Consider the following 23939-nt stretch of genomic DNA (forward strand, 5'->3'; position numbering starts at 1 on the left):
ATGAACATTCCTAGCGCACCCAAGGTTATGTAGGTCTCTCGTTTGGAAAGTGGAAAGAAACTAATGAGACGCCAAAGGAAGACGAGCGTCAGGACCAGCGTTATAAGTAGGGTCGGTACAAACAAGAACTCATTAACCGAGTGAATGCCGCCCAAAACGCTTCTGTGCCAGCCAGAGGCTGTGAATGGATTCGTAAACGTGTTCAGCAGGATGATGGCAAACCAAAAGAGTCCGCACGCCACCCAAAGGGACAGATAAAGTCGTTTCTTCATCTCAGCGACCTCCACTTGCCGGCACTTGGGGTTTCATCGGAATAGTCGGCTGTCCGAGTATCTTTTTGGAGACGGAGTCAATGGAACCACTTACGGGGGATCTGATCGGGATCATTTCCAACCTTCCGGACGCCCCCTGATGGACGCCGTATATTTCGCGGAGCGTTGGGTTTGCAGTGTTGCCAGGCGTTCTCCTCCCGCAATAGTCCAAAGACTCACAACCGTTTACTGGTGAGTTCACCAGCCCACCTGCATCATTTCCACCCGCACGTCGTACGGCGTTTGCTAGCGCGGCCTTTTGCTCTTCGCCAGTTGCCATGGCAGACACAGCGTTTGCTAGCGCATCAACATTTCCGTCATTTCGCTCGCCGGATGCTGTCGTTGCGGCTGAATAAAGTGCCTTCGTGTAGTTCGCGTAGGCTACGGGATTTCGATCTGGCTCATCTGGATGAGTCCAGTCCAACAAATGACCAGCACCGCTTGGATAGTGCTTCCCGTCAGTGACGTGTGCGAACGAATCACCGAACGCATGCAGGATCGTTTGAATCCTCGAATCAGAAAGGATCCCTGCTTTCGCCACTGGATCATTCTCATATTGCTTCAACACAGTCAAAATAGCTTGAACCTGATTGGTGAGCTGCTCTTGCTTGGCTGCGATCTTCGCAGGATCAGTCTCTCCGTCGAGAAGATGTTCGGACTGCTGATGTCCTGACGGAAGCATGCCAAGAAGAACATTTTCTAGCGTGATGGCATTTCGCTTGTCGGTGTCCGGTGACCACGCGGCCAATGCAATTGCCTTCGCATCCTGCTCCGAGAACCCCGCCAGATACAGCACCGTCGCCATGGTCGAGTAATGCCCGACCTCTCCCCAATTGTTGTTCGCCGCGTTCTGCGCCGCCGAGGCGGCGTTGATCATCGTGCTGACGTCGTTGCGCAGCGATCCCAGCGCCGCACCACCGACGCCGACAATCGCGCTGATGGTTTCCTTCTCGTCTGCCGTCAGATCCTTCGCCTCCTTTCCATACAGGTACTTGGCGAGTGCGGGCGCCGCAGCCTCGGCACCCGCCGCCGCCAGTCCACCAATTAGGGCGCTGTCTCCGCCAGATCCCACCACTACGGCGCCGAGCAGCGCGTGGGTCAGCAGGTGCGTGGCGCTTCCTTCCTCGGGCCGATTACCGTTATCCACGTCGTTCCTGGCGGCGTTCTTCTTGAATTCCTGGCCGATCAGGTAGGACGCTCCAGGCGCCAGCGTGGCAGTAGCGATGCCACCCACACCATCGGCGGGACTGGCCAGGCTGGCTCCTATCATGTTGACCAACACGTTGACCTTCTGCAGCCGCTCGATGTCCTTCTGGGCATCGATGCCCTCCATCGTCAACGCCGCCACCTGCTCCTTCGTGGGGGGATTCTCCTTGTCGCTGAGAGCAGCCACCGCAGCCTCCTTGCGCTTCCGGGCGTCGTCAATGGAGGCGTTGATCTCGCTGCGCACGCCCTGCTGGGTGCGGTCGAACGACTGTGTGACCTGCACCTGCAGGTCCAGTTCCTTCTGCACTTCGGCGGCGTCGAAACGATTCACTAGCGCACCGCTGTTCGTCGCCACTGTGTCGGTGGTCGTCGCCGTGGCAACCTCGGCCTTGATCTGGTCCACGGTCTTGCCCGTGGCGGCCTGACCGGCTGCGTCCGTGATGGTGATGTTCTTCGTATTGATGCCGCTGTGGGTGGTACTGCGCTGGTGGTCGTCGTCCTGACCAAAGCCGACCGATTTGCTGGCGGTGGTGCCGCCGGCCTTGCCATCCTGCGAGCCCATCGCCATCTGGTGCTCGCCGCGCTCACCGCTGCCGTTGACGCCGGCCGAGCCGCTCAGGCCGAACGCCTCGCCCTCGTAGTCGGCGTGGTTTTCGATGTCGGCGATCTGCAGCGTGCCGGTGCTGAAGCTGTTGCGACCTGCCGCTTCGGCCGCCTCGGTACTGGTGATGATGCCGCCCTTCAGCTCGGTCTTGTCCTTCACGTTGACACTGTAGCCACGGTCGCCGGCCAGGATGCCGCTCTGCTCGTTGACGCTGGCATAGTCCGAGTTGACCTTCGACTGGTTGTAGCTGGCACTGACCGAGGCACCGTAACCCACGGTCACCTGGGCGCTGGCGTCCATCTGCTTGCTGTCATAGGTCTGCGTGTCCTGCAGGCTCTCGATGACCAGGTTCTTCACGTCCACATCGACGCGCTCACCGGTGAGCTGGCCGCCGCTCAGGGTCAACGTACCGCCACTGTTGACCGTCGTCGTGCCGCCGCTGCCGACGTGCGAGTTGGTGTGGGTGACCGTGGTGCCGTCGCTGTGGCCCTTGCCGACGTTGCCACCCGCCGTCACGCCCGCGGCGAACCCATCCTTGCCATACGACACTGCCACACCCGCGTTCCACCCGCTGGAACTGTTGGTGCTGTGCAGCTCGTAAGTGTTCTGGGCCGCGACGATGTCGATGTTGCCCTCGGCATCCAGCAGTGTGCTGTCGCGGCCATAGACGTCCGAACCGGAGATGCGGATGGTCGAGTCTTCCCCCGCCCCCGTGGCGACGATGGCGACGTTCTTGCCGTTGATGTTGCTGCCGACCACTTCGCGACTGGTCGCGTTGGTCTCGCTTTCGGACTGCTGCTCACCGTAGGTGATGGATGCGCTGGCCGCCGTGCCACCGTTCTGCACCACGTCCTTCGCCGCACCCGCGGCCTGGTAGGCGTTATAGGCCGTATTAGCCGCGGCCATGGCGTTGACGCGACCGTCCTTGCTCTCACCCATGGTGCGGGACGACTCGTAAGCACCGGTCGCGGCATCCAGCGCCGGGGCGGAGACGGCGACGGTCACGCCGCTCTGCTTGAATTTGGTCTTCTCCTGCGTGGTGGAGGTGCTGTAGTCCTCCTCGATGTTCACCGACTTGCCGAGCAGAGTGACGTTGCCTTCTGGCGACGAGACGGTTGAGCCTTGGATGTGCAGGGCACCGTCCTTCGCCACCAGGGTGGTGTCGCCGCCCAGGCTGCCGACCATGCTGCCCACCGCGTACGTGCTGACCTCGTTCGATTCGGTCGTCGTGCTGCGCTTGCCGGCGGTGATACTGGCGCCGCCATCGCTGAACACACCGCTTTCGTCCTTCTGGTGGAAGCGGCTCTCGCTGCGCGTGTCGTGCCCCGCCTCCACCGTGAGGTTTTCCTTCGCGATCAGCGTTGTGCCGGCATCGGACACCACGTTGCTGCCGGTGACGGTGATGTTCTGCCCCTGGATGCCGACGGTCTTGCCGCTGAAGGTGCTGCCCTGGACGAACGTCTCGTCCACGCTGTTGCTCTGCAGCGTCGTGCTGCTGCCAAAGGTGTGGTCGCTCGTGGACTTGTGGCTTTCGCTGCGGTTCGCGGTCGCCACGCCATGCGTGATGTTCACATTGCCTTCGGCGACGGCGGTCACCGCGCCATGGTCGCTGGTGACCGTCGCGGCCCGGGCGTTGATGTCGCCGCCGGCCTGCAGCAGGGCATCGCCCGACGCGTGGATGGTGGTGCCCACCTCCTGGGTATAACCGTGGCGCACGTAGTTGTCGGCGTCGGCCGCGCTGTTGTTCTGCTCACCCACGGTGACGGTGTTCAGGTTGACGTTGCGGCCGGCGACCACGGCGGTCTGCCCACTGGCACCGGCGTTGACCACCTGCGCCGCGGTCAGGTTGGTATCGCGTCCGGCCGCCACCAGCAGCGTGCCGCCCGGGTTGGTGACGTACAGTCCGGCCACGCGGTCGATGGTGGTGTTGCTGTAACTGTTGGCGCCGATCTGCGTGGACCACGAGTTCGTCGTGCTCACGACATTCACGTCGCGGCCGGCCGTTGCCACAAGGGCTCGGTTTGCGTCGATCACGCCGCCGATGTTGTCCAGATCGGTGCGGGCATGCAGCGCGACCGTGTCGCCGGTGATGCGCCCGCCCAGATTGCGCAGGTTCTCGCCGGTCAGCTGCACCGCCGTGCGACCGGCGATGGTGCCGGAATTGACCAGATCGCCCTTCAGGTCGAGGTCGATCGTATCGGCCGAGATCAGCGTGCCATTGCCGCTCAAATCGCCCGGCTTGACCCGAACGTACACCTGCGGCACCAGGGCGGTGGCGGAGGTGCCGTCCGGCAGCGTCACCGTTTGCTCGACCAGCCACACGATGTCGCTGGTCAGCTGCGCCATCTGTTCGGCGGTCAGGGCAACACCCGGGCGCAGGTTCCACTTCTGCGCGAACGTGGCGCCGTTGTCCAACAGGGCGCGGTACTGCGCTTCGTCCGAAGCGTAGCCATCGAGGAAACGGCGACCGGTCAGCTGCCCAATCTGCTCGCGCACCAGGCGCTGCTCGTAGTAGCCGTCGCCCAGGCGCTTGTGCATGTTCGCCGGATCCTGGCCCAACAGGCCCAGCAGGTAGTCCGAGGACAGCCAGTTGCGGTAGTTGGCAAAGGCCGGATCGGTTTCGATCAGGTAGCCGCTGGCGCCCGGGGCGGATCGGAACAGGCTGCTGTCGGGCCAGTGGGTGTCGGCTCCGATCGTGCGCACCGTCGCCGGTAGGAACGAAAGCGCCTTGTCGCCGGCATCGACCGTCATGCCGTCGGTCACCACCTCCCCTTGTGGCACGTCCTGGTTATTGGCCGCCTCAGGCGTGTCGCTGATGACGGCCACGGTCTGCCCGACTTCCGTCACCTGACGATTGCCCGCGCCACTGGACGTGCCAGCCGCGCCGCTCGCCGCGCCGCCCACGGTGCCGGTGCTGCGCTCGCCCGCACCGTTGCCGCTCGGATCGATGCCGCCCAGGTTCTGCTTCACCTCCGCGACCGGCAGCGTAATCGTGCTGTTGACCTGCTGCTGGTAGGGCCCCTGATCCTCCCAGATGCGGCGCTTGTTCGAGCCCGATCCCAGGTCATAGGTGAACCGCTTCGCACCGGTGTCGGTCACCGTGCGCTGACCCTCGGCCGCGACGTTGCGCAGCGCGCCGATCGCCCCGGTGATCGCGCCGCCGACCAGGATCTGGCTCTTGTCGTTGACGAACTCGCCGCCGTCCAGGTGCAGGTTGCCGCCCACCGAGACCTTGCCCGGGTCGCTCGACACCACCTGCGATTCTTCCGTGCTCCGGTCGTACCGCGTTTCGGTCCACGCGAACACCTTCAGCCCGGCCACTTCCGTGCCGTCCCGGCCGAGCAGGAAGCCGGCGGTGTGCCAGCCGCCGAAGTACACCATCTCGAAATCGTCCATCGAGAAGGTGCGGCCGAACAGCTCCGGCGGCACTTCGCTGTTGTCGGTGTGGTCGTTGATGTAGATGTCGACGAGCGATTCGCTGCCTATCGGCACAACGGTATCGACGTAATGGGCGTTGAGGTTCCAGAACCCGGCCGTGGCCAGCGTCAGGTCGCCGGCGACCTCGATCGTGGCCGAGCTGTTGGTCACCCGCTGCGCCTGGCCGGTCGCGACTCCGTTCCCGTCCAGCGCGCCGCCGATGCGCGCATCGCCCATCGCGATCAGGCTGGCGTGCTCGCGGTTGACCAGGTCGGTGACGCCGATGTCCAGATCGGCGCGGCTGGCGATGGTCGCGGCGGTCGTGACGCCACCGACGATTTCTTCCTGATTGGTCAGCGTTCTCGCGCCGATGGCGACGTGATCGCCGTAGATGCGGCCGGTGCCGGAGTTGGTGACCCGGCTTGCATCCAGACGCGTCTCGCCGCCGTCGATCAGGCCGCGGTTGCTGACCTCGCCGTTGGCCACCACGTGGGTGCGGCCACCGCTGATCGTGCCGTCGACGGTGTTGTCGACATTCGCTCCGCGGACGGTGAGGTCACCGGCCTGGATTACGCTGCGGTTGGTCAACGTGCCAGCGGTGCTGACGTCGGCCTGGCCGTTGGCGGTGATCTCGCCGGTGTGGAGGTAGTCCTGTTGCAGCGCAATGGTCAGATCGCCCTGCGACAGCACGGTGCCGTCGCCCGTCATCCCATTGGCGGTAATCGTCTGGTTCGTGCCAGACAGCAGCGTGCCGGCGGTGTTGGTGAGCTGATCGACGGCGACGCCGATGCTGCCGGACGACGAGACCAGGCCGGTCGTGTTGTCGAGCGTATTGCCGGTCACGCCGATGTGCGTATCGGCGGCAATCACGCCGGCGGTGTTGTCGATCCGGTGGGCGTTCAGCGTCACCGACTCGCCCTGCAGGCCGAGCACGACATTCGGATCGGCGCTGAGGGTGTCGCGGTTGACGATCGACGCCGCGGTCAGGTCCAGGGTGCCACCGGTGACCACCAGGCCGCGCGTGTTGTCCACATCGCCCGACAACGCCGCCGTCAGATTCGTGCCGGCCTGCAAGGTACCGTCGGCATTGCGCAACGCAGTGCCGGTGAGTTCGACGTTATCGCCGCCCAGGTAACCGCCGCTGTTGTCGATGGCGGCGGCGTGCGCTGCCAGGTCGCCGGTGCTGGAAATGACGCCGGCACGGTTGTCGAGGTCGCCGGTCATCAGCGTGGCCGAGCCACCGCCGATGATGCCGCCGCTGTCACCCGCGTTGGTGTTGGTCAGCGTCTGGCCGTGGGTGTCGATGCGCAGATCGCCCACCGCTTGCAGCAGGCCGGTGTCGTTGTTCAGCGCGCCACTGTCGATGGCCAGCGTGCTGGCCGTGGCGGCGATCGTGCCGCCGGTGTTGTCCAGCGCCTGCTGGCGCGTGTCGATCGTGGTGTTCGCGCCGACGACCACCCCGCCCGCATTCGTGAGTCCCGTGCTGTCGAGCGTGACATCGCCCTTGCCCTGCAACGTACCGCCCGTGTTGTCGAGCAGGCCGTCGGCACTGAGCTGGAGATCTCCCTCGGTGGAGACGATCGCGCCGTTCTCGCCGTTGAGCACGGTACCCGCCCGGACCGTGGCCTGGTTCGTGGCCACGACCGTGCCGCCGCGGTTGTCCAGGGCCTGCGTCACCGCAAACCCCACGGTGTCACCGGCACTGATCAGGCCGCCCCAGTTGTCCACGGTGTCCGCAGTCGCCTGCACCGCGCCGTTGGCACCGATTTGGCCATGGCCATTGTCCAGCTGCCGCGCGGTGAGGCTCACCTGCTGGGCCAGAATGCCCTTGGGCGCGGCGTTCGGATCGGTGACCAGCGTGTCGCGGTTGACGAGCCGGTCCGCCGTCACGTCCAGCACACCGCCCGTGGCGATCGTGCCGCGCGTGTTGTCGAGCGTTTGCGCCACCACCACCCGCGACGACGCCTCGCCGGCCGCGCTCACCACGCCGTCGGTGTTGGTCAGCGTGGCGGCGTCGAGCTGCAGTGCGCCGTTGGTCGCGATCGTGCCCGCCGCGTTGTCCAGCGCGCCGCGCACACGCAGATCCAGCGTGTCGGTGCCGGTCGCACTGAGCGTGCCACCCGCCGTGGTCAGCGAGCCGGTCTCGATGGCGATCCTCGAAGCCTGTGTCGTGCCGCCGCGCAGGTTCGTGGTCTCGCCGGTCAACGTGAGCGTGCCGTCCGTCGCGAGCGTGCCATTCGTACCATCGAGGGTGACGACATCGAGACCAAGCCCATTCACCGCGGTCACTGCGCCGCCGGTGTTGTCTAGCGCCTGCGCCGTCAGCGTCAGCGTGTCGTTCGCGGCCAGCTGGCCGTTCGCGTTGTCCACGGTGCGGGACGCGACCGTCACGCTGTCGCCGAAGATGCCCTTCGCGGGCGCATCGGGATCGGTGCTGAGGGTGTCGCGGTTGACCAGCGTGTCGGTCGTCACCGTCAGGTCGCCCGAGACACCCACCGTGCCGCGCGTGTTGTCCAAGGCGCCGGCAACGGCCACGCGCGAGGCATCCGTGCTGGCACTGCTGAGCGAACCGCCCGTGTTGGTCAGCGCACCCGCTTCGAGGTTCAAGGCGCCTTTGGTCGCGATCGTGCCGGCCGTGTTGTCGTGCAGGCCACGCACACGCAAATCCAGCGCGTCGGCACTCGTGGCCGTCAGCGAACCGCCGGCGGTGGTCAGCGTACCGGTGTCGATGGCGATGCGCTGTGCCAACGTGGTGCCATTGCGCAGATCCGTCGCGTCGCCGGCGATGCTCAAGGCGCCATTGCTGGCCAGCGTACCGCCAGCACCGTTCAACGTGTCCGCATTGATCGCGAGCGCGCCGGCGCCCACCTGGCGCACCGTGCCACCGGCATTGCCGAAGGTGGTGGCCGTGATCGCCAGGTCACCGTTGCTTTCGATCGTGCCGGCGTCGCCGTTATCGAGCGTGCCGTGCACGTTGAGGGTGTTGCCCGCCTCGCCGCTGGCGATGATGTGGCCGCCGCGGCTGTCGAAGTTGTCGGCGGTGAGCGTTACCTGCGTCGCGCTCAGCGTCGCGCCGCGATGATCGACCTGACCGGCAGCCAGGTTCACCGCACCGGCGGTGGCGATCGTGCCGCCCGCACCGGACAGCGTGCCGGTATGGATCTGCAGGCCGTTCGCGCCGGCGTGCTGCAGTTGACCGCGTTCGTTGACGAACGATCCGGTATTGAGGGTCAGGCTCGACGCATTGCTGGCGATCGTGCCGTCGGAGTTATCCAATGTCCCCGCAACATTCAGTGCCGTGGCGTCGGTGCCGCTGTGCGAGAGCGTGCCAGCACGGTTGAACACCGTCTGGGCGTCCAGCGTCAGCGGGCCGCCCACGTTGAGGCGACCGGCGTCGTTGTTGAGCGACTCGACCCGGAGCGCGGCCATGCCGCCAATGGTCAGCTCGCCACCGGCATTGCCCAAGTGGCCGCCATCGACGCGCAGGTCGCGCAGGCCGAGGTGACCGCCGTCGTTGTTCAGGCCACCACTTGCGGCCAAGTCCACGCCACTGGCCTCGATGCGGCCGCCGTCATTGTTCAGCACCCCCGCGATGTTCAGTACACCGTCGGCCAGTGGCTCCGGCAGCGGCAGCGTGCCGCCTCCTGTGCTGCCGCCGCCGTCCTGGCCGCCGCTACCGCTGCCGGAATTCGGATCCGAGCCGCTCTCGCTGCCGCCGGCGGAGCCTCCGCCACCGCCGTCGGCAATGGGGGCGGCCACGCCGATCCGACCGGCGTCGCGGTTGGTCAGCGTGCCGGCGTTCAACGCCAGCGCCTGCAACCCGGCTTGTTGGATCGCACCATCGCGATTCTGTAGCGATTGCGCATTGACCTCGACGCGGCGCGCATTGAGCGTGCCGCCGCCGTTGTCGACATCCACCGGTGTGGTGATGGTCAGCTCGCGCCCGGCACTGATCGTGCCGGCGTTGGCCGCGCCGCCACTGGCGGCGATGGTCGTGTTGGTCTGCGATTGCAGCGCGCCGGTGTTCTCGATGCGGCCATCGACGGTGACCGTCAACTCACCGGTCTGCGCGCCGATCGTACCGGCGTTGCGCACGCCCACGCCGTTTTCCGTGGCGACCAAGGCGATGTGATGGGCATACATACCGCCCAAGGCACTGACATCGATCGTGAACTGCGGGGCGGCGCCGCTGGCACCTTCGATTGCCGTGATCTGGGTATGATCGGCACTGACCGTGTTGGCGCCTGTCGTGACCTTGAGCCGGTTGGCCCACACGCCGGCATTAAGCTGCACCGATCGCGCGATCAGATCGGTGTAGTCGGCACCGCTGGTATCCAGTCCGGCGCCGTCGACCTGAAGGACACCACTGCCTTCAACCCGGTAGCCGTCCAACGCGCCGTTGTTAAGGATCGGCCGACCGGTCGTCAGCGTCACACGGTCTGAATTGATAAAACCACCGCCCGCCACCTGGATGCCGGCGGGATTGGCAATGATCACCTCGGCGCGGCGCCCGGCCACCTCGACGTAACCGTTGAGGTGGCTCGGGTTGGCCGAGTTGACCTCGTTGAGGATGACCCGCGCCTCACCGGTCGCGAGCCACGGGTTGCCCTGGACCCAGCCGCCGACCTGCGTCTGCGTATTCTCGCGGGAGTTGTTGAGGATGGCGTTTTCCGGGCCGACATCGAAACGGCTGTATTGATTCCTTGAGACACCGGCCGCACTCGGCGTGGTGATATTGACCAAGGGCGTTCCGTTCGGCGCCTCCAGCACCTGCGGGCGCTGGTTACCCGGCGCACTGGGATCGCCGACGATCTGGCCCTGCACCGCCTGTGCGAAGGCCGGTAACGTGGTCACGAAGCCCAAGGCGACGTACATCGCGAACCGCAGGGCCGGCAACACCGCCGTGCGCACACCGCCACCGCGATCGGTTCCGCCCTGTGGCGACGTCACCAGCTCGCTGGTCACCTGTACCAGGCCGAGTTCACGGTTGAAAACCAGTCGATAGATGCGGTTCACGGCGTGCTGTCCTTTTCTTGTGCGTTCTTCTTGCGGTGCTTCATGGGATGTCGTGCAGCGGTCCGGTCAGAACGACCAGCCCAGGCTGAAACCGGTCGTGGTGTACGCGGTCGGAAAGCCATTGGGTTTGTCGATGGGCGCGCCCACGAACACATCCCAATAGCCGCCTTTCCAACCACCGCGCAGGCCGACCACGGCGCCGGCCAGGTGATCGCCCAGCTGCCACGCCGTGGCGGGACCGCCGACATGGCCGTAGTCGGCACCCACGTACAGTTCCTGGCCGCCACCGAGCGTCAGACCCAGGTCGTTGCGCACGAGCCAGCCGCGCTCACCGGTGAGCGAAACTTCTCCGTCGAAGCCCCGTACCGTGTAGCGCCCGCCAATCGCGAAGCGGTCCTGCGGCGTCAGCGGCGTGCGGTTCCACTGTGCGCGCCAGCTGCCGGTGTAGCGCAGGGCCTGGTTTCCGATCTGGAAGGGCATATTGAGCTGCGCGTCGGCGGTGATGACCTTCATGCGCGAGGTGCCTTCGTCGAACAGCTCCTCCGGTGCTTGCAGGGAACCGAACGCGCCGGTGCCGTGCCGAAGGGCCGCATTGGCGTCGAGCGTGGCCTTGCCGATGAACTGGCGCCAGGTAAATCCGGCTTCCCAACCGCCCGCGCGACGGCGTTGCACTTCGATCTCGGTGTCATCGATGTACGTTTTCGAATCGCGCGCCCAGGCACGGGTGTATGCGCCGAACTTGCTCGTGGCATCGCGATAGAGCAGTCGCGACAGACGCACATCGGCGTTGCCGCTGCTGCCGCTGTAGACATAGGTCTGCGAGTGCCCCGCCACGGTCTGGCGGTAGTCGTAGGCACTGGCGTTGGCCCCGATGAGCCAGTACCCGTAAGGCAGGTCGTAGTGCGCTGCCCAGCTTTCCGTGCCCTTGCGGTTGCCGTTCAACACGCCATGACCCACGTTCACGTAGAACAGATCGTTGGCGTGCAGGGCGTGATCCACCGACAGTGTCGCGCCGGCCTGCACCTTGCCCGTCGACGCGCTACCCGAGTCGTCCAGCGACAACCCCAGACGCACTTGGCGTTGCTGCGCCCAGGTGATGACCAGGTCGCTCTGTCCAGGCTGCGCATCGGCTCCGTCCGCCGGCACGATCTGGATGTCGGCCTGCGCGGTCGGCACACGTTTGAAGTTCTCGATCCCCTGCTCTATGTCGCGCAAATTCAGCAGATCGCCCGGCTTGGCCGGGATGGCATTCCACAGCGTTGCGTCCGGACTCATGCCGTCGGCGAAGCGGATCGCGCGGATGCGTCCAGGCACGATCGTGAACGTGAGCGTCTGGGTGTCCTTCAACTCCTGCGGAGCAGCCAGAACACGCGTGGTGACGAACCCCTTGGCGATGATCGCGTTCTGCACGCGCTTCATCACCACGTTAATGGCGCCCGTACCCAGGCAGCGGCCGGTGGCCGGGTCGTCTTTCGGGTCGGCCGCTTTCAACGCCCAACGGAATAGCTCGGCACCTTCGCCGTCGAGGCGAATGCTTTCAATACGGAAGCACGGCGACTCGTCGACCGGCAACCGCTCCAGGGCGGCGGCCGGCTCCTGCAAGCGCACATCGGGTGCCCGCTCCTGCTGCTCGCGCAGGGCGCGCTCGCGCTCCTGCTGCCGCAACAGCTCCTGACTGTCAGGCGAAACCTGCGCCATCACCAGCGACAGCGGCGCCAGCCACCCACCGAGCGTTCCCATCCACTGCATGCGGCGATTGCGGCCGCGGGACTTGCCACCACGTACTTTCATACTTCCCTGTTCCAGCTATTCGAACGCTCCGACGCCTGCAAGACGCCGAAGCCGATACGGTGAGCGCCCTGTCGATCACGACGGAGGAATAGGCGCACAGCTCCTCCCACAGTCAGGCTAAGGACCGACCGCAGAGGCGGAAATACAATTGATCGGAAAAAAACCGGTACGCGGTTCTTTATGTATTCCAGACTAGCGCTCCGTTGCGGAGCCCGATATCAGATAAATCTCAAAGTTCACTGGAAACTTCACTCAGTCGGGCTCAACCAGCCGACCGTTGTCTCACGTCGGTTCGTGTGCGCCGAGACGACTGGTAGTACGCACATTGCTGCGCACACATTGTCGCGCATTGCCTTGACGCGCCGCCGTCGGGGTTCTATGCGCAGGCGCGAAGGAATTTCCCGACACCCGAACGCAACGAAAGCCTTCCATCGAACGAACTGCCCCCAAGAAGTTGGGCAGCTAGACGACGACTGACTGCAGCCCTTCTTCGGCCGGCGCCGCGCCAGGCGTGCCGCCCGCACCCGGCGAACCATCCCGTGCCTTCGTCTCCGGTCGGGATTTCGTGACGGAGGCTCGCCAGCAAGTGCAGCTCGGCGAAGTTGCATGCTCGCCGGCACGGCTCAATTTTGGGTAGCCTCTCGAAGAGCCTGCCAAGTCCGGATCAAGGCCGACGTATCATCGTACTCACTCGCAGAAAGCAGCGAATACTTCTGATCAAGAACCAATGGTTCACGGCCGAAGTCAACGCCAGCATCATCCACGAGCAATAGAATTAGCTGAGAGTCCGAGGGGCGCTCGTCCCGAATGAACTCAAGCAACTTAACGTGATTGATGTCATCCTGATCCTGTTGTTTGGGCGAGTCAAAAACGATCGGACACCTCACAGCATCCTCAGCTTCCCATACCAAACGCAGGATGGCGTAGACATAAGCGAGGATTGCCCTAGGACGATCACTTCCTGTCTCATGCAGCTTCGCCGTGAGGGACTCAAGGAACTGATCCGGGAACGACACGCTCAACCCTTGGGCAAAGCCCTTTAGCAACCGGGCGTAGGTGTCGACGACTTCCTTTTTCCGCCCAGTAGAACGCGCGTTTCGCAGCCGCTCTCCCGCCTGTTTGATCTGATAGTCCAAGTCGGCTATCACTCGAACCAAACTGGCAACTTGCTCATCCAACTCCGAAGAGAACTTCTTCTGCCCTGCCCGTTCGAGAAGCCTGGCGAATGTGACCTGTCCTTTACGCCGGGTCAGCAATTCATTGAACTTCTGCTCGTCTTCCGTGGCATCTTTCAAGCGTTGCCGGCTGATAGCGATCTGTCCTGAAACATCGGCGAGGCTGTTCATAACCTCGACTAGCACATCATCTGCTCGCCCTTCGTCTTGCGCCAGTGCAAACCTCTGTGCGAAGGAGTTCTCGTGGAGCTGGCCGCATGTCGGGCACTCCAATTCATCGTCCTCGTGCTTCACCGCAAACATGTAGTCGGCATGAAGCTCCTTGCGCACCCTATCCAGAATCTCCCTCTGTGCTTCAAGCTCGAGTCGGCGCTGTGTCAACTTCGACAGCTTGGCACGCTCGACTTCCCGCACTTCGACTAGGCCCTGTAGCAAGCCAACGACCCTCTCAATCTCCTCCGCAAAGACCGCAGGATCAAGTTCCATATCAATGTCTTGAAGGGCCGTTTCTTGGGCGCGCTTCTGCAGGGACTTCAGGCCCTCTAGTTGCTTAGCTGGCTCAACGCGAGCAGCCGTTGCTTCCGCCTGAGCCTCCATAGCCTCGAAATACTCAGCGCCGGTCACTCCGACATGGAAATTTACGACGTCCTCTCGCCAGCGGGCGAACTGTTCCAAACGCGCAAAAGACGTCCACGGCTGATTCCAGCCCGCATCTTGGTCTACATAGAAGGGAATGAAGAGGAACGCCGGGGGCGGCACCACCACCTTGTCAGAGCGATTCTTCAGCCTCAACTTCGCCCCCAAGAGACTGTATAGGGCTGGGGCTAGACCGTCCGAGACACTGGCGTAGCAGCCCACGATCGTGTCCGCACGGATCAAGGTGAAGGTCTTACCTTCCCTTAGAAGCACGTAAGGTTCCGCGTCTACGGTAAACTCCAACGCGGAGATCACGCTCGCGTTCTTCCAATCGGGATGAACCTCGGCAGCCTCAGCGCCGAGGGTGCCATATATGGATTTGGCAAGCGATGACTTGCCTACGTCATTTAGGCCCTTGATCACCGTCACGTCGGGATGGAACTCGACTGACCTTGCCTTTCGTTCCCGATGGGATACGAGATGAAGCCTTTGAAAGACTAAGTTTTTCATGCGTCCTGGTCCTTAGACTGCGCACCAGCATCCGAAAGTTAATGGGGGTGGGTTTCATAGAAGGCCATCATCACAACGATGAGTTCCTGCTCGGCAGACATGCCGGAGGCGCCATAGCTTGGGTCTTTATGTGCGATTTCTACCGCAGCTTCGGCGAATGCAAGCAGAGTTTGATCTTCAGACATCGCGCGCTCACTGGCTGCGACGAGAAGTCGTCGGTCTCGGCGGAAAGCCGCATCGAGGGGACTCTGCATCCTTGAGAAATAACCCGGATAAGCGTCTTTGAGCTTTCGCCTTGCGAGAAGGGAAACGCCATCCGAGTGAAGCTCAGCTTGGATATGAGTCCAAGCGGCAGCGGCTGGTGCAACGGAACGAGCACTGGCAAGCATGGCGTCGAACGCCTCCCTATCGATGCCTTTCGCCTTGCACACGTCAGAGATGCGGCCGATGGGCCTTGGGGCGACGGTTCTTCGCCGCAATTCATCGAACAATGTCCGATAGAACGTTTTTGGTTGAATGTGCGCGTTAGGCGCATGCTCTTCCAGGAAGTTTGCCACCAGGCCAACGGTGGTTTCGTTGTGCTTGGTCAGGTGAATCTGAGCAACTGAAACCGTCAGCTGATCCTGCAAAGCAACACTGAAATCGTGTCCCAACTCATCAGCTAAGCAACCCTTGAGGGTTGCCCACTCACTCGAACTCAACGCCTCGAAGAGGCGCTGTCCAGAAGAACACGCCGCTTTTGCAGTATCTAGCCCCTTGAAGCTGAAACCGCTGCCCTCGTTGGTGACGAATTGAAACGTCACCTTTTGATCCGTCAGTTCCGCCGCCTTAGCGCAAAGTCGGCCCAAGATGGAGGGCAGGGAACTCCCGGCCTTACCCTGCTTGCGGTTCGTTAATTTCTTCAAAGTCCAAGCGCCGCCGGCGTTGGTCTTAATCTGATAGAACGCGGCCATCTTGGGCTGTTCGGAGCAGTCAAGGACAGCAATGTCCTCGTGAAGCTCGCAAAGCAGCACGTAGTTGCCATCCCCCTGATGGAGGCTTAGAAGGCGTGCGAGCGCCCAATTCTTCTGATAGTCGAATCGATCGGCCGAGATCGCGCCGCCCTCCTCTGCTAACGGAGCAGCAGACATGAAGTCAGCAATGACGTTGGAACTCATTCCCTGCCCCTTGCGCCGGAACTCCTTAGCCGGCACCCTGATCGGATTAGAGGCAACTCGCTGATTTAAGTCAACAATCTTGCCTGTTCGCAGACGCCCGTTCCGAATGCGGCACCATAGCGCCCGCGGAGCACTCGTCTCCGCCCTCCATGTTTGGGCCCGCTAACAAGCGAAGCGCGGCGATGCAATGGCCAACTGGCCGCGCTAAAGGCCAGGAACGGACATGACTTCAATGCGCCTCGCTTCGATTCGAGTGCCTCAAGCCCGCCAGCACTAAGCCGCTAAACCGGGTCTCCGTCTGAGAGACGGGGGGCCACCCGGCCTGCCCAGCGCGTGAGCGCAAATCGGCAATAGGCGGGGCACCATAGTCGTGCCCGGCGCACAAACTATGGCCTGCTGACCGACCGGCACCGGCAATGCCCGGCGTCATCTGCTCCATCTGCTCCAACGGTTTCGCGGTCGCCGGCCAGTCCAGAGCGCCGTCGCGCCCGCTGCGGGCTCTGCGTGCTGCGTCCTGTACTGGAACTTTCATCCTGAGACGTTGCACTTGCGGGCGACCTGCCGGATACGGCGTCCCTGCACTAGGAACGCAAAGAGGCCCCTTTCGCAAGGAGCCCCTCCTGTCGTACTTTTGTCGTACTGCTCCCGGATATGCCGGAATTCCCAACCTAACCCGTTGATTAGATGGTGGCGGTACAGGGTTCGAACCTGCGCTCCCCTACCATGTCACGGCGAGGGTGCTTATTCGCCTCGCCGCCGAAGGGAGGCAGTCTCAGAGGGTGTGGAGGACGTACGAAATCCTGTTTGAAACACGCTAGGGGCAACTTTGGGGGCAACTCGAAAGCCGAATTGACAGGAAATCTAGTAGTTCTATAGGCTTACAGCCGGCCTTCGGTAGCCCTCCGCTCCACCACTTCATACCAGCCAGAACAGCGCGTTACGCCTCCGGCGTGATGCGCTGTTTTGCTTTGGGGCGGTGACAGCGGTTATCGGTCATCAGGCTTGGTCCATCCGAAGCCGGCCGGCGGCGGCGAGTCGGAGGCGTCACGATCGTGTCGCCCGAAGGACGAACTCTCGATAGCGCGGGACACCAAGGCGCGCACCTGTTCGCAAACATGCACATGCTTTGCGGCAAAGTCGAATCGCCAGGACCGCATTCGAGGTTCCTCATCGAACCGTCCCTCGGCATGCCGCGCGTGCAACCCCTGCGCGAAATCCCGCGCATCCTGCGTGCAGACACCGCGCAATCGGACGACGAACACATGAACACGTGTCAGGTCGATCGAACAAGGTAAGCCTCCCTGCCCGGCGTGCGCGCCTGACGCAATGCCGCGCGCCTGCGCTGAACAGACTCGCCGATGGCCGTGCCCATGCGGCGGGCGCGTTCGCCCTGTCGGGGGCGGCGCTTGACGGTCGTACTCCAGTCGCGCCGTTTCCGCTCTTCGATCACGAAAAGGAAGCAGCGACCATGTCCAAGACCACCGCGCAATTGCGCCGCCTCTGGCATGAATTCGAATGCGGGGAGGACGCGATGGTCCTCATCCCGTTCGGACCGGACAAGATCCGGGTGGCGCCACCGACGACGGAAGCATTCGAGGCACTCGCCGCGGTGCTGCATCACCACGGCTACGAAATCCGCACGCAGGACACCGACAGCTACAACTGCCGCACCATCACGGGCGGCGCCGGCAAGAGCCTGCATTCCTATGGCATCGCCGTGGATGTGAACTGGCAGACCAATCCGTTCAAGGATCACCAGGGCACGCGGCAGGTGCGGTTCTCGCAAGAGGACACGCAGGCCCTGCGCGCGCGCGACGTGCGTTTCGGCCGCGCCGACACCGACATGACGGCGGCGATGATCGACGACGTGCGCAAGATCCGCACGCGCGCCGGTATCCCGGTGTTCGAATGGGGCGGCAGCTGGGGGGGCCACAAGGACTGCATGCATTTCGAACTGGATGTCTCGCCGGAAGAACTTGCGGCGGGGCTGGACCGTGAGTCGATCGTGGGACTGGCGGCCTATCTGGCCACGCTGGAAGGCCACGCTCCGGAACCATCGACGCTCACGGTCATGCCCACGGTGTCGCCGCTGTCGACATCCACCGAGCGCTTCGAAGTGATCGCACGCGACGGACTGCGCCTTCGCACGGGGCCTTCGACCGGCCACGACATCAAGCGCGTCCTGCCCGCCGGCACGCAGTTGTTCGTCATGAATCGAAGCGAAGGCTGGGCGCTGGTCGACCTGCTCGGCGATGGTCTGGCCGACGGCTTCGTGAGCGCGGCCTTCCTGCGCGCGCTAGACGGCGCTTCGCCTGTCGCGATCGCCGCCGCGCCTGCAATCGTGCCCGTGGAAACCGGACGCGCGGACATCACAGGCAACGTGACCGCCGAGCTGGTCGCACGCATGTTCCCCAGCACGCCCAAGGCGAACATCGTCACGCACCTGCCCGACGTGCTCGCAGGACTGCATGCCGGTGGACTGGGCGACCGGGACATGGTGCTGATGGCGCTGGCCACCATCCGCGCGGAAACCGAAGGCTTCCGCCCGATCTCCGAAGGCCGCAGCGGTTTCAACACGCGCACGCATCCCTTCGATCTGTACGACCCGGGCACACGGGTGGGCAGCAATCTGGGCAACACCGAACCCGGTGACGGAGCGCGGTTCAAGGGCCGCGGATTCGTGCAACTGACGGGACGCGACAACTATCGCCGCATCGGCGGACAGATCGGTACGGATCTCATCGGCAATCCGGAACTGGCCAACGACAGCCGAGTGGCGGGCCGGATCCTCGCGCAGTTCCTGCGCAACTGCCAACCCCGCCTGCGCGCCGCGCTCGCCGCGAACGATCTGGTCAAGGCGCGACGCTGCGTCAACGGAGGCACGCACGGCATGTCGCGGTTCCGCGATGCGTGGGAGCGGGGTGAGGCAGCGATTCCCGGCTGAGTCAGCCTGCCTTCTTGCCGCGGAATTCCGCCACGACTTCCTGCGGCGTCGGGTTGGCCTTGGCCCTGCCGTTGACGTAGACGATCGGCACCGGGCCGTTCATCACCGACATGACGCGCGTGGCCTCTTCCTGCGAGGTGATGCTGTTGAAGCTGGCGCTGTCGGTTCGCGAATAGGCAACGCCATGCTTCGACAGGTGCCGCACGAGTTCGTCCGTGCGCCGTGCGGCGTCGGAGGTGCAATGCTTCGGCGCGAACACCACGACGCCGCGCGACGGGACACCATCGGGCAGCGGCATCGATTTGAAGCCGCGCGCGCTGTCGCCTTCGGCCTTGCCGCCGGAGCCGACGTGTTCGCTCACCCATGCCTTCGGATCGACGCGTCCGGTCGATACGTACGTCTTCCAGACCCCCACGCCGGCGACGAGCAGCAGTGCGCCCGCGCAGACCTTCAATGCGTTCATTGCCTTCCCCTTTGCGATGACGCGGCGAGCCGCCTGGCTGCCGTCCTTCCCTGTGCGGCGCACCGCGGCACCGCGCCTCGGCAGAAGCCTCGCACACTCGGCGATGGGCCGGCTACCATCGGCCGATGCGCATCCCTTCCTGGCTTCTGGGCACCGTCCTGCTCCTCGCCGGTTGCGCGAGCAGAGGACCCTCCATGCAAGACCACATCGATGCGCTGATGCGCCAGTACGACGGCCCCGTCCCGGGCGCTTCGGTGCTGGTGCTGCGCGACGGCGACGCCGTGGTGCGCCGCACTTACGGCATGGCGGACCTGGAAGCGGGCGTCGCCGCCACGCCGGCCACTCACTACCGCCTCGCCTCGATCAGCAAGCAGTTCACCGCCACGGCCGTGCTGCTGCTTGCGCAGGACGGCCGGCTCGGCCTGGACGATCCGGTCCGACGCTGGCTCCCGTCCCTGCCCGCCGCAGCGGACACGGTGACGATCCGCCACCTGCTCACGCACACCTCGGGCCTGATCGACTACGAGGACGTGATGGACCCGGCCGATCCGCGCCAGGTGCATGACGCCGACGTGCTGCGATTGCTCGAATCGCAGGACCGCACGTACTTCGCGCCCGGTGCCGGCTATCGCTACAGCAACAGCGGCTATGCGCTGCTGGCGTTGATCGTGGAGCGCGCGTCAGGCCAGCGCTATGCGCAGTTCCTGCGCGAGCGGATCTTCCTGCCGCTGCACATGGACGATGCGGTCGCGTTCGAGGCGGGCATCTCGCAGGTGCGCGATCGCGCCTACGGCTACAGCTTCGTGGACGGCGCATGGAAACGCACCGACCAGAGCACGACCAGTGCGGTGCTCGGCGACGGCGGCATCTATGCCTCGATCGACGATCTGGCGAAGTGGGACGCGGCGCTCTACGACGGCCGGCTGCTTCCGGTGGAAACGTCGCGCGCGGCGTTCACGCCCGCCACGCAGACCGACGATCCGGACGTGCAGTACGGCTTCGGCTGGCGCATCACCGGTGAGACCCTGTGGCATTCGGGCGAAAGCATCGGTTTCCGCAACGTCATCGTGCGCTGGCCGAAACGCCATCTCACCGTCGTCGTGCTGACCAACCGCGACGATCCGGAACCTTATGAGACGGCGAAGAAGATCAGTGCGCTGGCAATGCGCGATCCGGCTCCGCGCTGATCGACTACCGGATCGGCACGTCGTAGAACACCTTCGGCGCCGGTTCCGGATCGAGCGTGTAGTGCCACCACTCCATCGGGTAGTTGCGCAGGCCCGCGCTGCGCATCGCTTCGCGCAGGCGTTCGCGGTTGGCGCGCTGCTGCGGTGTCGCGCGCGGCGAATCAGTGTTGGCCAGCGGATCGAAGAAGTCGAACGGCGTGCCCATGTCGAGCGGCGAACACGCGCCTGCCGCGTCGCATTGCATCAGCGTGAGATCGATCGTCGCTCCGCGACTGTGTCCCGAGGTCGGCGAAATGTACTCGCCCAGCAGGTCGCGCTTCTCCAACGCCGGGTAGTAGTCCGGCTTCGTACGCTGATCGTCGTCGTGCGCCCAAGCGATGAATCGACGAACCGCGCGCGCGGGACGGTAGCAATCGTAGATGCGCAGGCGCAGGCCTTGCGCACGCAGCACAGCTTCGGCGCGCTGGATCGCCTGCGCGGCCGGCGCGAGCAGGTAGCAGCGCGGTGCGCCGTAGCCGTCGACGGGTGCGCCGGTGAAGTTGTCGTGGCCGGCGTAGCGGATGTCGAGATCGATGTCCGGAACGAGCGTGCGCAGATCCACCAAACCCGCGGCTTCGGGCGTGGCGGCCGGCGATACGTTCATCGTTGGCGTGGACGCGCAGCCGGCGAAGCAGAGCAGCGCGACGGCCGCGAGCGCGCCGCCGTGCATCACGGGCAGTTCCCGACGCGCTCGAACGCGAGGTCTTCGTAGTCGTAGCTGAAATCGGCCTGCGGATCGACCTTCGCCATGCGCAACCCGTTGCCAGCCATGTCGAGCCAGGCCTCGGCGTCCACGCTCGGATCGTCCCAGTCGACGAGCCAGCGATCGCCGACCTTCTGCACCACGCCGTCCAGCTGCGGCGACTTGCGCGCGCGCAGGCGAACCGCATCGCCATCGCGACACAACGTCACTTCGCCGAACCAGGGATCGCGGTACACGCCCAGGTGCGGAGCGAGTTCCTTCGCGGTGGCACGACGGCGACGCGACGTATCCGGCGCCTTTTCGGCGGCGGGTCGGGCCGCTTCTTCCTTCTCAAGCAGGCCTGCGTAATGCGCGACGGACAGCGCGGGATCGCCCGAGGTGTAGCGCTTGACCAGAACCTGCGTCAGTGCGGTGCGCGCATCTTCACCCTCGCCGTTGATGAGGATGACGAAGCCGGCGCCCTTGTCGGGCAGCATCGTCACCGCCGAGTACATGCCCATCAACGTGCCGGTGTGCGCGACCTTGAACACGCCGTCCACGTCGGCCAGCCGCCATCCGTAACCGTACGCGGAGAAGTGACTGTGGTCCCATTCGCGCATGCGCTTGGAAACGGGCATCGGCATCTGCGGCGCCCACAGGGCCTGGCGTTGTTCCTGCGAAAGCCAGCCGGCGTTCTTCGCCTCCGGCTTCAGCCAGTTGGCGGTCCAGCGCAGCATGTCGTTGAGGCTGCAGCGCACGCCGCCGGCGGGGTCCATCGTGGTGGCGCGCACGATGTCGCCGTCGCTGCGCACCGGAACGTTGCGCTCGCCTTCGCGACGGTGCGGCTGGGCGACGTTGCCGACCTCGCGCCGGTTCCATTCGCCGATCTGGCAGCGCGTCATGCCCAGCGGTTCGAACACTTCGCGTCGAACCAGCGTTTCGTACGACGCGCCGCCCGCCGCGGCGGCGACTTCGCCGGCGACGATGTACATCAGGTTGTCGTAGTCGTAGCCCGACCGGAAACTGCGGTACGGCTTGAGGTAGGCAAGCCCATGGATGATGTCCGCCCGCGTGAACGTGTTCGGCTCCGGCCACAGCATCAGATCGCCCGCGCCGGCGCGCAGGCCGCTGTTGTGAATCAGCAGGTCCCGCACCTGCATCTGCTGGCCCACCCACGCGTCATGCATGCGGAATTGCGGCAGCCACTTCACGACCGGGTCGTCCCAGCGCAGCTTGCCGGCGTCGACCAGCCGCGCCAGCGTCGCGGTGGTCATCGACTTGCTGTTCGAAGCGACCTTGAACAAGGTGTCCGCGTCGATGCGTTCGCCCTCGCCCGCCACGAGTTCGCCCGCCGTGCGCGAGTACACCACGCGCCCATCCTCGACGATGCCCAGCGCGAGCCCGGGAAGGCGATAACGCGCGACGACGTCGTCGAAGATCGCATCGACCGCGGCGCGATCGGTTTGCGCGTGCGCCGGCAGCCACGCCAGCGACAGGGCCAGGAGGAAGCCGCGGAAACGTCGCTCAGGTTTCATGCCATGCCTGCGCAAGCTGCTCGCCGGCGATCATCTCCTCGAAAGTCTGGCGCCGACGGATGATCGCGTAGCGGCCGTCGTCGAGCAGAACTTCCGCGATGAGCGGCCGCGAATTGTAGGTGGATGCCATGGACGCACCGTACGCGCCCGCGGCGCCGATCAGCAACAGATCGCCGGCCTCACAAGTCGGCAGGGCGCGATCGCGGGCGAAGGTGTCGCCGGTTTCGCACACCGGCCCGACCACGTCGTAACGCGCCGTCCCGCTGCGATCGTGCAGCGGCACGATCTCGTGCCAGGCGTCGTAGAGCGAAGGGCGCAACAGGTCGTTCATCGCTGCGTCCACCACGAGGAAGCTGCGGTCCGTGCCGTGCTTGACGCGGATCGCGCGCGTCAGCAACACGCCCGCTTCCGCCACCAGGTATCGACCTGGTTCGAGCACCAGCGTTCCGCCGAAATCGGCGAAGGTCTCGCGCACGAGCGCGGCGTAGTCTTCGATCGGAATCGGCCGATCCACACCGCGCCGGTACGCGACGCCCAAGCCGCCGCCGATGTCCACGCTGGCGATGCAATGGCCGGCTTCTTCCAGCTGCCGCCTGAAGTCGTCGACACGGCGCAGCGCCTCGCGGAACGGATCCAGGCTGAGGATCTGTGAACCGATGTGCGCGTGCAGGCCATCCAGGCGCACATGGCTCATCGACGCCGCCGCGGCGAACCAGCCACGCGCCTCGTCGATGGAGACGCCGAACTTGTTCTCCGCCTTGCCCGTGGAGATCTTCGCGTGTGTCTGCGCGTCGACGTCCGGGTTGATGCGCACCGCGGCACGCGCGGTCACACCGCGTGCGCTGGCGATGCGTTGCAGCAGTGCGAGCTCGTCCGTCGATTCGACGTTGAAGCGCCATACGCCCGCATCCAGCGCCGCGCCGATCTCTTCGCCCGTCTTGCCAACGCCGGAGAAGACGATGCATGCGGCGGGAATGCCCGCCTTCAGGCTGCGCTGCATCTCGCCGAGCGACACGATGTCGGCACCGACGCCCTGCTGCGCCATCAACTGCAGGATCGCGATGTTCGAATTGGCCTTGACCGCGTAGCAGATGCGCAGGTCGAGGCCGTGGAATGCGCTTCGCAGCCCGGAGATACGCCCGCGGATCGCGTTGGCCGAGTAGGCGTAGAAGGGCGTCTGGATCTTCGTTGCGAGGACGTCCAGATCGACGCCCTCGAACGTCCTCGCGTCGGCCACGTCTGCAGTGACGGTCATCCTTACTTCCA

10 protein-coding genes and 1 tRNA gene are annotated in these 23939 nt (G+C 64.6%); 2 read left to right on the top strand and 9 right to left on the bottom strand.

Going from position 1 to position 23939, the window contains the following annotated elements:
* Positions 1–273: 273 nt before the first annotated feature.
* The 5 genes from AAFF32_RS16115 to AAFF32_RS16135 all read right to left on the bottom strand — a co-directional run bounded on the left by AAFF32_RS16115 (position 274) and on the right by AAFF32_RS16135 (position 16581).
* Positions 274–10554 (bottom strand): hemagglutinin repeat-containing protein, encoded by a 10281-nt coding sequence (locus AAFF32_RS16115; RefSeq protein WP_342315751.1) that lies wholly within the window; start codon positions 10552–10554, stop codon positions 274–276.
* Between the two features lie 66 nt (positions 10555–10620).
* Positions 10621–12294, bottom strand: a complete 1674-nt coding sequence (locus tag AAFF32_RS16120) for a ShlB/FhaC/HecB family hemolysin secretion/activation protein (RefSeq protein WP_342317292.1) — start codon at positions 12292–12294, stop codon at positions 10621–10623.
* A gap of 674 nt (positions 12295–12968) precedes the next feature.
* Positions 12969–14666, bottom strand: a complete 1698-nt coding sequence (locus AAFF32_RS16125) for a hypothetical protein (protein ID WP_342315752.1) — start codon at positions 14664–14666, stop codon at positions 12969–12971.
* A 38-nt stretch (positions 14667–14704) separates the two neighbouring features.
* Positions 14705–15823, bottom strand: a complete 1119-nt coding sequence (locus AAFF32_RS16130; protein ID WP_342315753.1) for a dsDNA nuclease domain-containing protein — start codon at positions 15821–15823, stop codon at positions 14705–14707.
* Between the two features lie 685 nt (positions 15824–16508).
* Positions 16509–16581 (bottom strand) — tRNA-Val (locus AAFF32_RS16135).
* Between the two features lie 710 nt (positions 16582–17291).
* On the opposite strand from AAFF32_RS16135, the gene AAFF32_RS16140 reads away from it, so the two are divergent.
* The gene (locus AAFF32_RS16140; RefSeq protein ID WP_342315754.1) at positions 17292–18767 is read left to right on the top strand and encodes a M15 family metallopeptidase; all 1476 of its coding nucleotides are present in this window, start codon (positions 17292–17294) and stop codon (positions 18765–18767) included.
* Between the two features lies 1 nt (position 18768).
* Here the strand turns inward: AAFF32_RS16140 and AAFF32_RS16145 are convergent, their stop codons facing one another.
* Positions 18769–19230 (bottom strand): hypothetical protein, encoded by a 462-nt coding sequence (locus tag AAFF32_RS16145; protein WP_216962253.1) that lies wholly within the window; start codon positions 19228–19230, stop codon positions 18769–18771.
* Between the two features lie 125 nt (positions 19231–19355).
* Between AAFF32_RS16145 and AAFF32_RS16150 the strand changes: the two genes are divergently transcribed.
* Positions 19356–20417 (top strand): serine hydrolase domain-containing protein, encoded by a 1062-nt coding sequence (locus AAFF32_RS16150; RefSeq protein ID WP_342315755.1) that lies wholly within the window; start codon positions 19356–19358, stop codon positions 20415–20417.
* A 4-nt stretch (positions 20418–20421) separates the two neighbouring features.
* Here the strand turns inward: AAFF32_RS16150 and AAFF32_RS16155 are convergent, their stop codons facing one another.
* The 3 genes from AAFF32_RS16155 to lysA all read right to left on the bottom strand — a co-directional run bounded on the left by AAFF32_RS16155 (position 20422) and on the right by lysA (position 23928).
* On the bottom strand, positions 20422–21060 hold the full coding sequence (locus AAFF32_RS16155) for a M15 family metallopeptidase (protein WP_342315756.1): 639 nt from the start codon (positions 21058–21060) through the stop codon (positions 20422–20424).
* Positions 21061–21125: 65 nt separating this feature from the next.
* Entirely contained in the window at positions 21126–22673 is a 1548-nt protein-coding gene (locus AAFF32_RS16160) for a serine hydrolase (protein WP_342315757.1), read from the bottom strand.
* A complete protein-coding gene (lysA, locus tag AAFF32_RS16165; protein ID WP_342315758.1) occupies positions 22663–23928 on the bottom strand; it encodes a diaminopimelate decarboxylase in 1266 nt (421 codons plus the stop codon). Before lysA ends, AAFF32_RS16160 begins: the two co-directional genes overlap by 11 nt.
* Positions 23929–23939 lie beyond the last annotated feature (11 nt).

Origin of the sequence: Lysobacter sp. FW306-1B-D06B, from assembly GCF_038446665.1 — a bacterium.
Lineage (GTDB): Bacteria > Pseudomonadota > Gammaproteobacteria > Xanthomonadales > Xanthomonadaceae > Lysobacter_J.